15 protein-coding genes, 1 tRNA gene and 1 pseudogene are annotated in these 16,389 nt (G+C 56.4%); 12 read left to right on the forward strand and 5 right to left on the reverse strand.

Annotated features, from left to right (window positions below):
• Window positions 1–41: 41 nt before the first annotated feature.
• Together B9Z48_RS16890 and B9Z48_RS16895 are read left to right on the forward strand one after the other, a co-directional pair.
• Complete coding sequence (locus B9Z48_RS16890) at window positions 42–2,258, forward strand: TonB-dependent siderophore receptor (RefSeq protein ID WP_108379962.1); 2,217 nt, start codon at window positions 42–44, stop codon at window positions 2,256–2,258.
• Window positions 2,259–2,336: 78 nt separating this feature from the next.
• A tRNA-Asn gene (locus B9Z48_RS16895) sits at window positions 2,337–2,412 on the forward strand.
• A gap of 101 nt (window positions 2,413–2,513) precedes the next feature.
• Here B9Z48_RS16895 and B9Z48_RS16900 read toward each other — a convergent pair.
• Together B9Z48_RS16900 and B9Z48_RS16905 are read right to left on the reverse strand one after the other, a co-directional pair.
• Complete coding sequence (locus B9Z48_RS16900; RefSeq protein ID WP_233261171.1) at window positions 2,514–3,515, reverse strand: amidohydrolase; 1,002 nt, start codon at window positions 3,513–3,515, stop codon at window positions 2,514–2,516.
• Window positions 3,442–4,836, reverse strand: a complete 1,395-nt coding sequence (locus B9Z48_RS16905) for a flagellar biosynthesis protein FlgA (protein ID WP_158273302.1) — start codon at window positions 4,834–4,836, stop codon at window positions 3,442–3,444. Before B9Z48_RS16905 ends, B9Z48_RS16900 begins: the two co-directional genes overlap by 74 nt.
• A gap of 48 nt (window positions 4,837–4,884) precedes the next feature.
• Here B9Z48_RS16905 and B9Z48_RS16910 point away from each other — a divergent pair, with 48 nt between their 5' ends.
• Genes B9Z48_RS16910 through B9Z48_RS16930 form a run of 5 tightly spaced genes read left to right on the forward strand, consistent with a single transcriptional unit; the run spans window position 4,885 to window position 9,316 of the window.
• Entirely contained in the window at window positions 4,885–5,646 is a 762-nt protein-coding gene (locus tag B9Z48_RS16910) for a GntR family transcriptional regulator (protein WP_108379964.1), read from the forward strand.
• Window positions 5,647–5,661: 15 nt separating this feature from the next.
• Window positions 5,662–6,714, forward strand: a complete 1,053-nt coding sequence (locus B9Z48_RS16915) for a TRAP transporter substrate-binding protein (protein ID WP_089963435.1) — start codon at window positions 5,662–5,664, stop codon at window positions 6,712–6,714.
• 17 nt (window positions 6,715–6,731) lie between these two features.
• The gene (locus tag B9Z48_RS16920) at window positions 6,732–8,030 is read left to right on the forward strand and encodes a TRAP transporter large permease (protein ID WP_108379966.1); all 1,299 of its coding nucleotides are present in this window, start codon (window positions 6,732–6,734) and stop codon (window positions 8,028–8,030) included.
• On the forward strand, window positions 8,027–8,533 hold the full coding sequence (locus tag B9Z48_RS16925) for a TRAP transporter small permease (protein ID WP_089963431.1): 507 nt from the start codon (window positions 8,027–8,029) through the stop codon (window positions 8,531–8,533). Before B9Z48_RS16920 ends, B9Z48_RS16925 begins: the two co-directional genes overlap by 4 nt.
• 12 nt (window positions 8,534–8,545) lie before the next feature.
• Window positions 8,546–9,316 carry an SDR family NAD(P)-dependent oxidoreductase gene (locus B9Z48_RS16930; RefSeq protein ID WP_108379968.1) on the forward strand — a complete coding sequence of 257 codons (771 nt, stop codon included), beginning with the start codon at window positions 8,546–8,548 and terminating at the stop codon, window positions 9,314–9,316.
• A 60-nt stretch (window positions 9,317–9,376) separates the two neighbouring features.
• Here the strand turns inward: B9Z48_RS16930 and B9Z48_RS16935 are convergent, their stop codons facing one another.
• Complete coding sequence (locus B9Z48_RS16935; protein ID WP_089963428.1) at window positions 9,377–10,117, reverse strand: GntR family transcriptional regulator; 741 nt, start codon at window positions 10,115–10,117, stop codon at window positions 9,377–9,379.
• 70 nt (window positions 10,118–10,187) lie between these two features.
• On the opposite strand from B9Z48_RS16935, the gene B9Z48_RS16940 reads away from it, so the two are divergent.
• The 5 genes from B9Z48_RS16940 to B9Z48_RS16960 are packed head-to-tail and all read left to right on the forward strand — an operon-like array spanning window position 10,188 to window position 14,472.
• Window positions 10,188–10,685, forward strand: coding sequence for a TRAP transporter small permease (locus B9Z48_RS16940; protein WP_089963427.1), 498 nt, complete (start codon window positions 10,188–10,190; stop codon window positions 10,683–10,685).
• The gene (locus B9Z48_RS16945; RefSeq protein WP_108379970.1) at window positions 10,682–11,971 is read left to right on the forward strand and encodes a TRAP transporter large permease; all 1,290 of its coding nucleotides are present in this window, start codon (window positions 10,682–10,684) and stop codon (window positions 11,969–11,971) included. Before B9Z48_RS16940 ends, B9Z48_RS16945 begins: the two co-directional genes overlap by 4 nt.
• A gap of 55 nt (window positions 11,972–12,026) precedes the next feature.
• Entirely contained in the window at window positions 12,027–13,067 is a 1,041-nt protein-coding gene (locus tag B9Z48_RS16950; protein ID WP_089963422.1) for a TRAP transporter substrate-binding protein, read from the forward strand.
• Window positions 13,064–13,435 (forward strand): TIGR04076 family protein, encoded by a 372-nt coding sequence (locus tag B9Z48_RS16955; RefSeq protein WP_108379972.1) that lies wholly within the window; start codon window positions 13,064–13,066, stop codon window positions 13,433–13,435. The genes B9Z48_RS16950 and B9Z48_RS16955 overlap by 4 nt, the downstream gene beginning before the upstream one ends.
• Window positions 13,432–14,472 carry an aldo/keto reductase gene (locus B9Z48_RS16960; protein ID WP_108379974.1) on the forward strand — a complete coding sequence of 347 codons (1,041 nt, stop codon included), beginning with the start codon at window positions 13,432–13,434 and terminating at the stop codon, window positions 14,470–14,472. Before B9Z48_RS16955 ends, B9Z48_RS16960 begins: the two co-directional genes overlap by 4 nt.
• Before the next feature lie 100 nt (window positions 14,473–14,572).
• On the opposite strand, the gene B9Z48_RS16965 is transcribed toward B9Z48_RS16960, so the two are convergent.
• Complete coding sequence (locus tag B9Z48_RS16965; protein WP_108379976.1) at window positions 14,573–15,334, reverse strand: SDR family NAD(P)-dependent oxidoreductase; 762 nt, start codon at window positions 15,332–15,334, stop codon at window positions 14,573–14,575.
• 56 nt (window positions 15,335–15,390) lie between these two features.
• Window positions 15,391–16,264: pseudogene (locus B9Z48_RS16970) on the reverse strand (acetamidase/formamidase family protein); the annotation flags it as partial.
• Window positions 16,265–16,389: the final 125 nt, after the last annotated feature.

Consider the following 16,389-nt stretch of genomic DNA (forward strand, 5'->3'; position numbering starts at 1 on the left):
CCCAGCCAGCCGACCTGCCATTACGTTGAAGGAAAAACGTCATGGCATTTTTTTCGCCATTTTTTTCGTCCAGTTCGCACCGCTTTTCTGAGCGTTTGACTTGCCGCGTCACCCACATCGCCAGTGCCGTGGCTTATCTGGCCTGGGGCTGCGCCCAAGCTCAAACGCCAGCGGTGAGTGAAATCACCATCACCGGCGCGGCCCCCTCGCAGGTCAGCGGCTTTGGCGATGTGCCTTTGCGCAAAGCGCCTTTCAGCGCGGTGACCATCGACCAGCAGACCCTGCAAGACATCGGTGCACAACGTGTGTCCGACGCCTTGCGCCTGGACGCCAGCGTGGCCGACAGCTACAACTCACCCGCCTATTGGGACAGCCTGAGCGTGCGCGGCTACACCTTGGACAACCGCTACAACTACCGCCGCGAAGGCCTGCCCATTTCGGCCGAAACCATGATCGGCATGGACAACAAAGAACGCATTGAACTGTTCAAGGGCACCAGCGGCATCCAGGCTGGCACCAGTGCACCCGGCGGTTTGGTCAACTACGTGGTCAAACGTCCGCCCACAGCCAAGGACGAGACCATCCGCTCGGCCAGCGCCAGCTATGGCCCGGGCAAAAACAGCAGCGGCGGGCTGGACCTGGGTGGCCGCTTTGGCCAAGACCAGGCTTTGGGCTACCGTTTCAACGCCGCCTACGAAGACCTGAACCCGTACATCAAGAACACCGAAGGCCACCGCAAACTGTTTGCACTGGCCATGGACTGGCGTCTCACGCCCGACAGCCGTCTGGAATGGGAGATCGAACGCAGCGAGCGCCAGCAAATGGGCGTGAACGCCTACAGCCTGCTGGCCAACGCCACCGACCCCCTGAACGGCGTGCCCACCCTGCCACCCACCGTGGACGGCACACGCAACATCACGCGCCAAGCTTGGTCGGTGCCCGGCGTTTTTGCAGGCACCACGGGCACCTTGCGCTTCAAGCAAAACCTCGACGGCGGCTGGCTTTGGACCACGCAATACGGCGCACAACGCTTGCGCACCGACGACCGTTTGACCTTTGCGTTTGGCTGCACCTTGCCCAACGGTGACTGGATTGGCGACAAGTACTGCAGCAACGGCGGCTTTGACCTGTACGACTACCGCAGCGACAACGAGCGCCGCAGCAGCGATGCGCTGCACACCGAACTCAGTGGCCAGCAAACTTGGGCAGGCCTGCGTCACAACCTGAGTCTGAGTGTGCAGCGCAGCCGATTGCTCGACCGCCCCTCTTTCATGCAAGCCTACAACTGGGCGGGCACCGGCAACATTGACGGCACTTCAGTCAGCCCCGAGGCCCAGCCCACCCCAAGCGAGCTGAACACCGAGCGCAGCGAATACACCACCGAAGTGGCTCTGCGCAACCGCATTGAACTCAACACACAAACCGCGCTGTGGCTGGGCATGCGCCACACACAGCTCAACCGCGCCAGCCAACGCACCGACGGCAGCCGAGCCGTGCAGGACCAGCGCAGCTTCAACACCCCATGGCTGGCTGTGACGCACCAGATCACGCCGGCTTATTCGGTGTATGGCAGTTACGGCGAAGGCATTGAGACCGATGTCGCGCCCAACCGCAGCCGTTACACCAACGCTGGACAGGCCCTGCCAGCGCTGCGCAGCCATCAAACAGAAATCGGTGTCAAAGGCCAATGGGCCCAAACGCGCTGGCAAGCGAGTGGGTTTGACATCACGCGTCCCGTATCGGGCGACGAAGGCACTTGCGACGAAGACAACACCTGCACCCGAAAAATCGACGGCCAAGCCCGTCACCGGGGACTGGACTTGTCGGCCGGCATGACGCATGCCCAGTGGACCTTGGACATGGGTGCCGCCTGGATACAAGCCCTGCGCCAAAACGCCGTGATCGACCCCAGCGTCAACGGCCAACGCGCCCTGAACGTGCCCCGCATGACGCTTCGCGCCCAAGCCCAATACCGCTTTGCGGCCGTACCCGGCCTGCGCACCAGCTTGCGCCTGAGCCACGAGGCAGAGCGCCAAGCCACCGAAGACGGCAGCGTTCAATTGCCCGCATGGACCACGCTGGACTGGGCCGTGCACCACGACACGCGCATCCAAGGCACCCGCACCCAATGGACTTTGGCCGTCGACAACCTGGCCAATCGCCAGTATTGGCGCGAATCGCCCAAACAGTTTGGCCACTATTACCTGTACGCAGGTGCCCCCCGGACGCTGCGTGTGGCCCTGAAAACCAGTTTTTAAACAGAGGCTTCAAATTTTTCAAAAAACTGCACCTCTTGCCCAAAACTTGCCCAAAAGCACTCTATAATTTAAAGCTGTTCCTCGATAGCTCAGTCGGTAGAGCGCCGGACTGTTAATCCGTAGGTCCCTGGTTCGAGCCCAGGTCGAGGAGCCATACAAACTACGACTTAGCCCGCCAAAAGCGGGCTTTTTCGTTTCTGCGGTCGCATGCCTCGTTCTTTCAGACGTTCTTCATGGCATGTCAGTCTGGCGTCTTCAGATATCCAAGCGATAAAACCGGGCAGCATTGCCCACGAAGAAATCATGCTGCTGCTTCTCCGTAAATTCTGAGACCATGTTGGCAACAGAATTGAGCAAGGTCGAAAAATCAACCCTCAGACCCGCAACAGGAAAGTTGGATGCAAACATGCACCGCTCAATGCCAAAAATGCCGATGGCACGCAGCACAATTTCTTTGTTGGAGGCGTAGTCCCAAGCTTGGTCTTTCAAACCGAATTCAGAAACTTTGAGGTGTACATGGTGGTGTTTGGCCAAAGCCTCCATGGCTTTGCTCCAGGCCAAAATGCCTTGCGCACTTCGATCCCAAGGAAATCCAGTGTGGTTTAAGACGATGGGGGTGTTGGGAAATTGCCGCGCAACTTCAGCCGCTTCATACAGGTGCCAATACGGCACCCTCAAATCCCAGCTAAGACCGTATTGTTCTAAGCGTGAATACCCTTCTAGCCACCTCTTGTCTTGCATGCCCCCAGGCAAATGATTTGTCAAAAGATCGGGTCTCAAAGTGGTCTTGGGTTTGGACCTGATGCCCTTGACCAAGGGAAAAGCAGCCTGCTTTGAAAGGACTTCTGCCGCATTGTCAGTATCAAACCATGCATGCGCCACGATGGCTGTGGGAAAACCCGTTTGCGCATGGATATCGGTCAGCCACTGGGTCTCACCAACTTGATCATCTCTGTTCCATTCGGCCTCGCAATGCACTGTGGCCAGCACTTCAAAGTCTTGGCTGTCTTGCAAATAGTCTTTGTATAAATAATTGCGCTTGATGCCATCGTAATTACCCAGGAAGAAGTTGGGTTCTGGATGGTCATTCAGCCACGGGTAGTCGTTCTTTTCCAAATCCCAAAAGTGATGATGCGCATCAATGAATTGCAGCTTTTTTTTATCAGGATTTGATTGCGTCATGTCAGTGAGGAAAGAAGTGTTGATCTTGTGATGATCGAAGTTGATAAAGAATGCTATTTGAATCGATTTCAACATCACTGCAAGTGACAATTTTGCCTTTTGGAATGGGGCGCAGCACTTTTGCACCAGCACACAAATAATATGGCAGTGGATTGTCTGGAGACATTGGCTGGGCACCCATGAGTTGATGGCCTAGGCCTGGTATGACATGCCGAGTGCCAATCTCAAACAACTCACCTACCTCAATTTGGCGCTGCGCCATTGCAATTAAATCGACCACGGGGCGAACATCTCGGCCACCACACGATGCCCCAAGTTTGACCGCAGAGAGGATAGACATGGCCGCCTCAGCGCCTAGCAAATGAACCGGGTTGTGAATCAGGACGTATTTTCCGTTGGGGCAAGTTGGAATGCCCTTGGCCGCAAAAAGCTTTCCAGTTGCGACATCGGGTGCCTCGATCACCACAAAGACACCACCTGCAAAACTGAGCTCATCGGGACGACGCAAGCAGTTGAACATGTCCACGCGGCCTTGGCCACTGAGAATGCCACCCTCTTCCTTGGGCCTAAAAATACTGGGCAATTCAACGGTTCTGGCCAGTGGCGCATGCAGGCTTGCGCAATCGGGCAGCAAACCTGTGTGGTTGGCCACGATGCCCATTTCGCAAAGGTCCGGAACTGTTGTCAGTTCAAATGGAACGCTGGCACGGTTGGCTAAAACGTCCTGCCATGAATAAGGGCCGTTGCGAATAAAGTTTTGACCTATTTCAGTGGAAACCACTGTTTGGCCCCAGGCTTTCACCTCATTGGTTGCTGGCGTCCATACAAAATCTGATTCGCTGGATTTGCCTGCGGCCATCACCGGCAAACCCAATAACCGGGCCCACTCAATCAGTCCAATCAGCAAACTGGGCTGATCACCATCGACTGGAGAGACCACTACATTGTGTTGCTTGGCCAGCCTGGCCAACTCAGCACCCACGACAATCTCAGCCTCCTTGGTGGCCATGACCACATGCTTGCCAGACTTGATGCACGCCAATGCAGTGGCCGCTGCACTCTCTGGATCACCCGTGGCTTCGAGGACCGCCTGCAAGGGCAGTTGCGCAAGCCACTCGGCCTGATTGAGAACAACACATCGGTTCTGAGAGATGGCATTTTTAGCGGATTCAAGATCGTGGGCTACAAAAATTTGCGCCTGATCGATGCCAGACTGAAGTGCCACTTGGAAGGCTTTTTCAGGTTGTTGGTCGCAGATGGCCACCACCCTCACCCCCTTCATTCGATGAATTTGAGAAACAAAGGTGGCCCCAAATTCACCAGCACCGACGAGTCCCACGCCAGATTCAGTGGAGTTGTTCGTAGAAAATTTGTGAAAGACAGACTCAATGTTCATGCTTAATTCTTGCATACAAGAATAAAGTCTGTCAAACTGAAACAAACCATGAAGAAAAATAAAGTCAACACCCCTACCCCACTGGACAGCCTGTCGGCTGAAACGAATAAGAGCGCCACTTTGCGCAAAGGGGACATGCATGCCAGCACCGCACAGACCCTGCGCAACTTGATCATTGCTGGTGCCATTGGCCCCGGTGAAAAATTAAATGAGCGTGAATTGTGCGAGCGCCTCAATGTTTCCAGAACGCCTGTGCGTGAAGCGATCAAAACTTTGGCACAGGAAGGCTTACTCGATGTAAACCCCAATCGATCCCCCACCGTCACACGACTGGATGCAGAAGAAACTGCCGCTTTGATTGATGTTGTTTCGGCCATTGAGGCACTTGCAGGCGAATTGGCTGCAGCCCGAATTACAGAGGCAGAAACAGCCGAATTGGGCATTCTTCACTACACCATGCTGAAGCATCGTGCCCAAGATCAGCTGCCAGATTATTTCAAAGCCAACAAAGCTTTTCACCGCTTGATATTGGAATACTCAGGCAACCCTGTTTTGCTGTGGGTCTGGGATTTGTTGGCACTTCGAATCGATCGCGCACGATATGCCTCCAACTTGTGGCCTGAACGCTGGGATAAAGCCATGGTTGAGCACGGCGCCATTCTGGAATGCATCAAACAGCACGACAGTTTGGGCGCTGCAAAGGCCATGAAGTCGCATGTTCAAAATGGACTTTCTATTGTTGTGAAGTCGATTCGCGACCAATCCAACCCCGTCAAAAAGAAAATAAGTGTCCGCTCGAAGACCACTTGACGATCAAAATCTTGTATGCAAGAATTATTTGAAAAGGAGACAGACATGACCGACTCGACGAAACAAACTTTTTCCATCAACAGGCGCAGCGTTTTGCAAGCAGGGGCTGCCGCGTCCATAGGTTCTATCTGGATACCGGCAAAAGCAGCCGTTGAACTGAGGCTCACCCACCCTGCCGACCCCTCGCACCCTGTGCACATCGAAGCCGAAAAAATGGTGAAACGCATCAGCGATCGCACCAATGGCGAAGTCAAAATTACAATTTTTCCCAACAACGCACTGGGCTCACCCGTCGAAACCGCACAGCAAACAAGGCTTGGGGCCATCGACATGATTTTGATGAACCCCTCCAACATCGAGTCCATTTCCAAGCCACTTGGCGTCATCAACATTCCTTACCAGTTCGACAGCTATGAGCACGCCCATAAAGCACTCGATGTCACTGGCCGAGCTTGGCTTACCCAACAATTTTCTGCTGTGGGTTTCAGCTGGATTGCCAACTTTGAGTGGGGCTTCCGCGCTCTTTCCAACAGCCGAAAAGCCATCCGTACCCCAGACGACATCAAAGGCCTGAAGTTGCGGGTGCCGCCCGAATTGGCCATCAAGTCTGCCTTTGAAGCCTTGGGCGCCAACACCCAAACCATTGCCTTCCAAGAGGTCTACCTGGCGCTTGCCAACAAAACGGTCGATGGCCAAGACAATCCAATTGGCACCACGTTTGCGGCCAAGTTCTTTGAAGTGCAAAGCCATATTGCACTGACAAAACACATCTACACGTCCATCATGCTGGTAGCCAACCAGCGTGCTTGGCAAAACAAGCTCAATGAAGCCCAACGCAAAATTATTTCTGAGGAGGCTACAGTTGCTGGGCAAGCTGCACGCAAAGCAGTTCGCGAAAAAGAAGAAGAGCAAATTGCAACGATGCAAAAGGCTGGCATTGCGATTACCCGACCCGAGGTGGCGCCCTTCCGCGACAAAATGGCTCCTGCATACGATGTTTTACGCAAGAGCATCGGTGATGAAAATTGGAACAATTGGTCACGCGCAGTAGCAGCAGCTAAAACCTGATTGAAGTAAGTTCTGCAATGCTTGTAGCGTACATACTTGTTGCGACCTGCATCACCATTCTTTTAGGATTTCCGATTGCAGGCGCATTGGGTCTGATCGCTGGCGTCATCATGATTGCCACAAGCGGCACAGACTTACTTTTAATTTTTATTCAGCGAACTTACGCAGCCACCACTTCATTTCCGCTGCTGGCCATTCCATTTTTCATATTGGCCGGCAACTTGATGAATGTGGGTGGCACCACCGAACGCATTTTTGAAGTGGCCAAACTCTTGGTGGGACGCGTTAGAGGTGGTCTAGCCTATGTCAATGTCATTGGCAGCATGATTTTTGCGGGCATGTCCGGCTCAGCCGTTGCAGACGCAGCAGGGTTGGGCGTTATTGAAATTCGAGCCATGGTCAAGGAGGGGTACAAAGCCAAATTTGCAGCCACCATCTCTGCAGTATCGGCCACCATTGGACCCATCATTCCTCCCAGCATTCCATTTGTGATTTATGGCAGCTTGGCCAATGTTTCTGTGGGTGCTTTGTTTTTAGCTGGCATCATTCCGGGCCTTTTGATGGGCATTGGGTTGATGATTGCCATTGGTCTGCAAGCCAAAAAATTGAATTTACCAGTCTCTCAAGGCGTGAAATTTGGCAGTGAAGCATGGAACACTGTCTTAAAAGCAATTCCTGCACTGGCCCTTCCACCCGCCATTCTGATTGCCATCTTTTCAGGTGTTGTCACGCCCACTGAAGCGGCTGTTTTGGCAACGGCTTATGCCTTTGTGTTGGGCCAATTTGTGTATCGCGAACTCACCTGGCAAGCTTTGATTGACACCGTGTGGGAGTCAGGCAGGCAAACAGCTCAAGTGCTGTTCATCATTGCCATGTCAGCCCCATTTGGTTGGGTTCTGATTCAGCAGCAAGTACCCAATCAAATTTTGCAGGCCCTCATGAAGCTGTCTGCAGATCCCATCATGATTTTGCTGATCATCAATTTGGTACTGCTGTTTTTGGGCATGTTTCTAGAAACAATTGCCATCATGATCATCACGTACCCAATCCTTGCACCTGTGATTGGAGCGATAGGAATTGACCCCATCCATTTTGGTGTGATCATGGTCGTCAACATGATGATTGGTTTGGTCACACCCCCCGTTGGACTTTGCTTGTTTGTGGTATCAGGAATTGCAAAGGTGCCCATTGCAGAAATTGTGAGCGAGCTAGCGCCATATTTATTCGCCATGGTGGTGGTGCTGGGACTTGTCACGTACATCCCTGGTTTCTCTATGTGGTTGCCGCAATTGTTCGGTTTTGGTCTCATCAAATGACGTACCTCATTCAGCTCGATAAAACGATCGCCTATTTGTTGAAATGGACCGTCATTGCATGTTTCTTGGGTCTGTTTTTGCTATTGGCTTTTGGCATTGTCCAAAGAAGTTTTCCTGCCATCAGCGTCTCGGGTTACGACGAGCTCATTGACCTTCTGTTCGTTTGGCTGACGTTTGCTGGAACGGCAGCGCTTTGGCGTGAGGGTTCGCTGTACAGGGTTGGGGCATTTGACAAAATCTGGCGTCCAGCCCTCAGGCGCTTGATTTCCATCGCCATCCATGTGGCCATGCTTTTTTTGCTTTGGATCTTGGTGTATTTCGGTGCAGATTTTGGCTTTAACTCAGGCGAGACCACGCCCTATCTGCAAGCCAACAAAATTTACTGGTATGTGGCCATACCCTTGAATGCCTTGCTCATGAGTGTGTACAGCATGGTCGCAATTTTGCGAATTTGTCGAAACCCAGATTTCGTTGAGCATCAAGAAATCAGTACCTTAGGATAGGTGTCCATCCATATGAAAAGACTTGCCAATCAAGTAGCCATTGTGACTGGGGGCGCTGGCGGTATTGGCGCGGCCACCGCCAAACTTTTTTGTGAGCATGGGGCCAAAGTGGTACTGGTCGATTTGCCAGATTCCCCCTTGAATGAAGTTTCCAAATCGCTTCAAGAAGCCATCCCTGGCGCCGAAGTCATTTGTATCCCTGTCAATCTTGCCAATGAGGCGTCTGCAGCGGAAGTTGTCTCGCTTGTCATCGAAAAGTGGGGCCAGTTGGACATTTTGGTCAACAACGCAGGCATGCGCTCATATGAGCCACTGGCGGACTCAACGGCTGATGTTTGGAATCAAATCCTTGCGGTCAATTTGCTCAGTTATGTGTACATGGCAAGGGAGGCATTACCCAGTTTGCGAAAAAGTAAAACTGGCTGCATTGTGAATGTGTCTTCAACACATGCATTCCATCCCAGGGTCGGCATGGGTCAATACGATGTGACCAAAGCTGGCATTGTTTCATTGACCAAAACCTTGGCCTATGAAGAAGCACAGCATCAAGTTCGTGTGAACGCCATTTGTCCTGGTGCCACCCTTACGCCCTTTCACATCAAGCGTGCTGCAGAGGCGCGAAAATCTGGCATTGAAATCGACCACCAGCGTTACGAACAAAATTTGCTGAAGCGCTGGGCTGACCCTCTCGAAATTGCATACCCCATACTTTGGTTGGCGTCATCAGAAGCGTCATTCATCACAGGCAGCTGCCTCATGGCAGATGCAGGCACCTTAGGTTAAAAATACAGAGTCATCCATTGACAAAAAAGCCCACCCACAAGGTGGGCTTTTTTTTGCACTTCAAACGCTCCCAGAACCCTCGACAGGCGTGCCCACTTTGTCCTGCATCAGTCGCCAAGCCCAATCGAGGTCCGCCTCCAATTCGCGGCGAGCGGCTTTTGCATCGCGCTGCGCCAAGGCCTGCATCAGGCCATGGTGGTGCAAAGTCCGTGGAGCGCCGTGCTCTGGCTTGTGATGGGCCACGGCCACCCGCACATAAGGACCGCTTTGCAACCACAAACTGCGAATCATGGACAGCAAGGTGGGTGACTGAGCCGCCTCATACAAGGTGAAATGAAAGCGCCGATTGGCCTGCAATTCAGCCTCCACATCCCCCGTTTGCAGCGCGCGTGAAAACTCGGCATCGGCCACTTCCAGTGCGGCCAACAAATGATCATCCGCACGCACGGCCGCCATTTCGGCCGCGTGCCCTTCCACCAAAAGCCGGGCCTGGTGGATATCGTCCAGCCGCTGAACCGACAGGTGTGGCACGCGCACGGGGCGCTGCGTGGCGGACTCCAAAGCCCCCTCGGCCACCAAGCGCCGCAAAGCCTCGCGCACCGGCATCACACTGGTGTGAAAGGCCTCGGCCAAGTCCCTGATCTGAAGGGTTTGCCCGCCCTGCAAACGACCACAAATCAAGGCGTCTGACAGTTCGGCATAAATGCGGTCCTGCACCGAGTCGCGCGAGACCGGACGCAACACCGGCATCGGGGATCGCAGGGATTCTGGGCTGGGGGCATCACGTCGGGGTCGGGCCATGGGGCAGTATATCCACGCTTGCTTTGTTCATGAGGTGTGCCGTATTATGTGATCACATTATGGTGAACGCATGAAATCAGACCCATCCGAACCCCTGCCCGCAGCAGCACCGCGACCTGCTTTGTGGTTTGTCCATGTGGCTTCATGGGTGCTCGCGGCCATGGCCGCTGTGGCCTTTCTGGATGTGGTTTTGCGCATCGCAGGCCGCCCCATCACCGGGGCTTACGAGTTAACGGCCTTGCTCATGGGCTTGCTGGTGTATGCCACCTTGCCCCTGGTGACCGCGCAAGACGAACATGTGCGCGCTGGTATTTTGCAAATGTGGCGAAGTGCGCCAAAAGGCTTGGAGCGCGTGCTGCGTGAACTGCGCAAAATCTTGTCCTGCGTGGCCTTGGCTTATTTGGCCTGGGCCCTGTTTCAGTACATGCTGCGGGTCGGCGCAGCAGGTGACCGGGCGCCCTACATCGAAGTGCCCCTGTCGTGGGTGGCCGGATTTGGGGCGGTGAGCATGGCGCTTTCTGCGGTGATGGCCTTGTGGTCCAAGCGCAGTGTGGGGGAATCGTCATGAGCGCCACCTTGATCGCCATGGCCGTGATGCTGGGCCTGATTGCCTTGGAAGTGCCCATTGCCGTGACCATGCTGGTCACGGGCGTGGTCGGGTGCCTGAGTGTCCTGGGTTGGAGCCCTACCTTGTTCATGGTGGGTGAAACGGCCTTCAGCACCGTCAACAACTATTCGCTCACGGTGGTGCCTTTGTTCATCCTGATGGGCAACCTGATCAACGAAGCAGACATCTCGCGCGAGCTGTACCGCGCCACCTACCGTTTTGTAGGGCATTTGCGTGGCGGCCTGGCGATTGCCACCGTCCTGGCCTGCGCGGGTTTTGCGGCCATTTGTGGCAGCAGCTTGGCCACATCGGCCGCCATGACGCGGGTGGCCTACCCGGAGATGAAACGCTACGGCTACAGCGATGCGCTGGCCACGGGTTGCATCGCATCGGCCGGGACTTTGGGCATCATGATTCCGCCCAGTGTGGCCCTCATGGTCTACGGCATCATGACCCAGACCGACATCGGCAAGCTGTTCATCGCCGGTGTGCTGCCCGGCCTGCTGGGGGCCTTGTTGTATGTGGGCGCGGTCATGGTGTACACATGGCGGCACCCTGAATCGGGTCCGGCAGGCGAGCGCAGCACCTGGACAGAACGCTTGCATTCCTTGCGCGGCATTGGCAGCGTGGTCCTGTTGTTCGGCTTGGTGATTGGTGGGCTTTATGGCGGCTGGTTCACCCCGACCGAAGCAGCGGGCATCGGCGCTGCAGGCGCCTTTGCGATGGTGATTGCACGCGGGCGACTGACGCGCAAACTGCTGGCCCAGGTGCTGCGCGAGACCGCCGTCACCACCACCAGCTTGTTTTTCATTCTGATCGGGGCCCTGGTCTTGTCCAAGTACATCACCATCTCGGGCTTCACGCCCTGGTTGGGCGGCGTGTTTCAGGGCATGGACCTGTCGGCCATGCAGTTTCTGCTCATCATTTGTGCCATGTACCTGGTACTGGGCTGCTTTTTGGAAAGCATGTCCATGCTGTTGCTGACGCTGCCCATTGTGTTCCCCTTGGTGGTGAGCTACGGCATTGACCCGATCTGGTTCGGTGTGCTGATCGTCACCCTCATCGAAGTGGCCCTGATCACCCCACCCGTGGGCATGAACGTGTACATGCTCGCCAGCCAGATTCCATCGGTCCCGCTGAATGTGGTGTTTCGCGGTGCCAGCGCCTTTGTGGCGGCAGACGTGATCCGTTTGGGCATCTTGCTCACCGTGCCCGCCATTGCGCTGTGGCTGCCCTCCATCACCTGATTTTTTCCCAAAATCCTTCGTCCCCTCCATCACCCTCAACCCAAGGAGCTTTCCCATGGTCACCCCTCGTTTTCTGCGCCAGTCCTTGCTCATCACTGCACTGGGCAGCCTTGCCCTGGCAGCGCAAGCCCAAACCGTCTGGCGCTTTTCCAACTGGCTGCCACCGACCCACCATGTGGTCACCGAAATGATCCAGCCTTGGGCGGCCGATGTCGAAAAGGCCACCGAGGGCCGCGTCAAGATCCAGGTGCTGCCCGCACTGGGTGCGCCGCCAGCTCACTTTGACTTGGTCAAAAACGGCGTGGCCGACATCGCCTTCAGCGTGCATGCCTACACGCCCAACCGTTTCAAGTTCACCGAAATGGGCGAGCTGCCCTTTACCACCGACCACGCGGTGGTCAACTCGCTGGCTTACTGGCGCACCTACCAAAAACACTTTGCACAAGCCAACGAACACGAAGGCACCGTCTTACTCGGCCTGTGGACCAATGGCTCTTACCAGCTGTTCACCAAGGCCAATGCCTTGACCTCCATGAACGCGGTCAGTGGCATCAAGATCCGCGTGCCCGGCACCACGGTCGAAAAAATCACCCGTTCGCTGGGCATGACGCCCATCTCCTCGCCGCTGTCTGAAGCCTACGAACAAATCTCGCGGGGCGTGATCCAGGGCATGTTCCAGCAAAAAGAGACCGTGGTGGCCTTCAAGATGACCCAGCACATGCCCACGGCATCTTATGTGCCGGGCGGCTTTGCGCACTCCAGCCAGTTCGTGGTGGTGAACGCCGCCAAGTGGGCAGCTTTGGAGGCGCGCGACCGCGCTGCGATCGAAAAGCTCTCGGGTGAAGCCATGGTGCGCCGCTTTGCCACCGTCTGGCAGGCCAAGGAAGACGACGCCGACCGCCAACTGGCCGCTGCCGGGGTCAAGGTGACACCCGTGCAAGGCCCTCTGCTGCAAGAGCTGCGCACCAAGCTGGCTTTTGTGCAGGACGAATGGCTGGCAGAGGCTGGCAAGAAATCGCCTGCCGCCAAACAAGCGCTGGACGAATACCGTGGCCTCATCACCAGCGTGTCGCGCGAGTTGGGCGTGAGCAAATGAGCCAGCCCGCAGGCAACGACTCATTTGAATTGTTCGACCTGCGGGTGGAGTGGGAAGGCGATGGTCCTTGCTGGTGCAAGGCCAAAGCCGGCGACCACTTCGAGCTGCATGGCGAGCAGCTGCATTTTCCGCCGGGGCAAAGCTGGTCTATCTACACCCTGGCGGCGTTGCTGCCCATCTTGCCCGCCAAGCAGCGCCCCTGCCACCCCAACGACTGGATGAGCACCGACGCCCGCGTGGCCTGCCCCGATCCGAATTGCAAGGCCCGCTTTGTCATCAAGCGCTGCGGCACTCGGTCGTTCAACCATGCGGCCGTCACTGCAGAGCCTTTGGCCACATCTCCACAAGACCCCCAAAAAAAACCATGAGCATTTCCACCACCGAGCTGGCACCGAATTACCGTGCGTCCCGACTGATCAAAGGCTGCTGGCACCTGGCGGGCGGACACGGTGAGGTCAATCAGGCGCAAGCCGTGCAAGACATGGCCGCCTTCGTAGAGGCCGGGCTCACCACCTTTGACTGCGCTGACCACTACATCGGCGTGGAAGCCTTGATTGGCCAGTTTCGGCGTGAACACCCTGCGCTGGCAACCCAGCTTCAGGTGCACACCAAATGTGTGCCCGACTACGACCGGCTGACGTCTTGCGACCGCGCCTACCTCACCGGGATCATCGACCGCTCGCTGGAACGTCTGGGCGTGGATCAGCTGGACCTGGTGCAGTTTCACTGGTGGAACCTGGCCCAACCGGGCTATGTCGAAGCCTTGGGCATCCTGAGCGATCTGCGCCGCGAAGGCAAAATCGCGCACCTGGGACTGACCAACTTCAACACCGCCCTGACCCGGGAAATTCTGGACGCGGGCATTCCTTTGATCAGCACGCAGGTGCAGTACTCCTTGCTGGACAGCCGCCCCGACCAAGGCCTGGTCGCGCTGTGCCAAAAGCGCGGTGTGCAACTGCTGTGCTACGGCACCTTGGCTGGCGGCCTGCTGAGCGAAACCTGGCTGAGCCAAGCCGAGCCCACCGAGCCTCTGGCCAACCGTTCACACACCAAGTACAAACTGATCATCGAAGATTTTGGCGGCTGGGACCTGTTTCAGGAACTGCTGCAAGCCTTGCAGGCCATCGCTGTGCGCCATGGCGTGGGCCTGGGTGATGTGGCCACGCGCTGGGTGATTGACCGCCCCCAAGTGGGCAGCGCCATCATGGGCTTCACCTCCACGCGCCACCTGCCAGCCACGCAACGCATTGAAGCCTTGCGATTGGATGCGCAGGACCACGCCCTTTTAGCGCCCTTGCTGGCAAGGCGCACCGGGCCTGCAGGTGACTGCTACGACATCGAGCGCGACAAAGAAGGCCGACACGGGCGCATCATGCGCTACAACCAAAACGAAGGGCGTCACTGAAAACGCTTGCCCTTGTAGGCCAGAACTTGCAGGCCCTCAGTCAAGGGCCGTGTTGTGCAGGTCTGCAAGTCTTAGGCCGCCCAGCGGCACAAGCCCGCCTTCACAACTGAACGCCTTTGGTCAAGGCACCGTCCACCACCAAGTTGGTGCCCGTCACAAAGCTGGCCGCCGGGCTGGCCAGGAAAGCCACAGCGTTGGCGATTTCTTGGGGCGTGGCCATGCGGCCTGTCGGGTTCATGGCCAAGGCTTGTTTGTACAGCTCTGGGTTGCCCACCTCGATCTGGTTCCACACGCCTCCCGCGAAATAGGTGTTCCCGGGCGATACGCTGTTGGCGCGGATGTGCTTGCCCGCCAAGTGGTAAGCCAGGCCTTGGGTGTAGTGCACGATGGCCGCCTTGAACGCGCCGTAAGGGCCCGCCGCAAAATCGATCTCACGGCCTGAAACACTGGAGATGGTGACGATGGAGGCGTGGCTGCTTTGCTCCAAAAAAGGCATGGCGGCATTGACCAAGCGCACGGTGCCCATCATGTCCACCTGAAAGCCTTGTTGCCAACCGTTTTCATCGTTGCTGATGGCCAGGGCACTGACGTTGGCCACCACAATGTCGATGCCGCCCAAAGCGGCCGCCGCATCGGTCACCCAGGCTTGCAAAGCCGCACCATCGCCCACATCCACTGCGCGGCCAAAGGCCTTGACGCCATGGCGGGCCAACTCTTGAACGCTTTGCTCAACCTCGGCTGCATTGCGGGCACAAATGGCCACATGCGCACCATCGGCGGCCAAGGTTTGTGCAATGGCTTGGCCAATGCCTTTGGTGCCGCCCGTGATCAATGCGGTGCGGCCTTTGAGTCCTAAATCCATGGGGTTCCCCTTTCAGTTGAAAAAATTGGCAGTGCAAGGCGCTGTTTTGATGGCGCTCAAACGCCCTCAGGCGCGAGGTATTTTTTGGTGATGGCCGCACCCACGGTGTATTTGGGATCGACAAAATTGCCCAACCGAACTTGGCCGCATTGGCTGAGCATCATGTAGGCATCCCAGCGGTCGTAGCCATATTCAGCCTCCATCCACAACACCAACTCGCGGTAAGCGATGCGGGTGGCGTCTTCAAGTGGGCGTGCACTGCCAATGGCCATGATGACGGCTTCGTTTTCCAGCCGGGGCCAGTCGATTTGCCAGCCCTTGATCAGGTCCACCTCGATGGTGGTGGTGCTGGCAAACTCCACGGCCGTGCCACATACCTCACCATCGCCCTGACAAGCATGGGCATCGCCAATAAAAAGCCTGCCGCCTGCCGTTTGCACCGGCAAATAAGTGATGCTGCCCGGCCCCATGTCGGGCAGGTCCATGTTGCCGCCATGGGCATCGGGCGTGAGGGTGTTGATGGAGTCGATCTCGGGCGAGCAACTCAAGGTGCCAATGTGCGGTTTGTAGGGCAAGGTGACGCGTTTGCTCCAGTAAACACCGTCTTCATCGACATCGATTTTGCGGACAATTTCGGGCAATGAATCGGACAACAAAGCGGTCAAGGAGGTGCCGCTGAGCGCGCCAAATTGCGGAATCATGCAGCAGGTGCCTCGGGGGTTGGGGCCGCGTGGGCGGATGGACTTGATGTGCACCGCGATGACATCGCCTTTTTCTGCCCCTTCGACCATGATGGGGCCGTTTTGCGGGTTGACAAAGGGCATGGTCAACACACGAGACGGCAGGTCTTGCTCGGTCTTGATGGCCCTCAAAAGCGTCGCGGGTTTCCACCACGACGCAGTCGCCAGGCCGGACCACGGGCAATAAGGGCTACACCTTGGGTCTTGCCCCAACGTTCCCCGCGCAAGAGGCACACCCTGGGGCGATGTGGACCCGCCTGTCACCTGAGCAGCAGGCCAGCAGCACAAGACTGCTTAAATTCGACCCACCCTCAA

It is taken from the genome of Limnohabitans sp. WS1 (genome assembly GCF_003063265.1).
Classification (GTDB): domain Bacteria; phylum Pseudomonadota; class Gammaproteobacteria; order Burkholderiales; family Burkholderiaceae_C; genus Limnohabitans_A.

Bases quoted from the DNA above. Each gene is read 5' to 3' on its own strand.
- B9Z48_RS16950 (WP_089963422.1), top strand. From the start codon at position 12,027: ATGGTCACCCCTCGTTTTCTGCGCCAGTCCTTGCTCATCACTGCACTG.
- B9Z48_RS16965 (WP_108379976.1), bottom strand. From the start codon at position 15,334: ATGGATTTAGGACTCAAAGGCCGCACCGCATTGATCACGGGCGGCACC.
- B9Z48_RS16935 (WP_089963428.1), bottom strand. From the start codon at position 10,117: ATGGCCCGACCCCGACGTGATGCCCCCAGCCCAGAATCCCTGCGATCC.
- B9Z48_RS16955 (WP_108379972.1), top strand. From the start codon at position 13,064: ATGAGCCAGCCCGCAGGCAACGACTCATTTGAATTGTTCGACCTGCGG.
- B9Z48_RS16900 (WP_233261171.1), bottom strand. From the start codon at position 3,515: ATGTTGAAATCGATTCAAATAGCATTCTTTATCAACTTCGATCATCAC.
- B9Z48_RS16905 (WP_158273302.1), bottom strand. From the start codon at position 4,836: ATGAACATTGAGTCTGTCTTTCACAAATTTTCTACGAACAACTCCACT.
- B9Z48_RS16910 (WP_108379964.1), top strand. From the start codon at position 4,885: ATGAAGAAAAATAAAGTCAACACCCCTACCCCACTGGACAGCCTGTCG.
- B9Z48_RS16920 (WP_108379966.1), top strand. From the start codon at position 6,732: ATGCTTGTAGCGTACATACTTGTTGCGACCTGCATCACCATTCTTTTA.
- B9Z48_RS16945 (WP_108379970.1), top strand. From the start codon at position 10,682: ATGAGCGCCACCTTGATCGCCATGGCCGTGATGCTGGGCCTGATTGCC.
- B9Z48_RS16960 (WP_108379974.1), top strand. From the start codon at position 13,432: ATGAGCATTTCCACCACCGAGCTGGCACCGAATTACCGTGCGTCCCGA.
- B9Z48_RS16925 (WP_089963431.1), top strand. From the start codon at position 8,027: ATGACGTACCTCATTCAGCTCGATAAAACGATCGCCTATTTGTTGAAA.
- B9Z48_RS16890 (WP_108379962.1), top strand. From the start codon at position 42: ATGGCATTTTTTTCGCCATTTTTTTCGTCCAGTTCGCACCGCTTTTCT.
- B9Z48_RS16915 (WP_089963435.1), top strand. From the start codon at position 5,662: ATGCAAGAATTATTTGAAAAGGAGACAGACATGACCGACTCGACGAAA.
- B9Z48_RS16940 (WP_089963427.1), top strand. From the start codon at position 10,188: ATGAAATCAGACCCATCCGAACCCCTGCCCGCAGCAGCACCGCGACCT.
- B9Z48_RS16930 (WP_108379968.1), top strand. From the start codon at position 8,546: ATGAAAAGACTTGCCAATCAAGTAGCCATTGTGACTGGGGGCGCTGGC.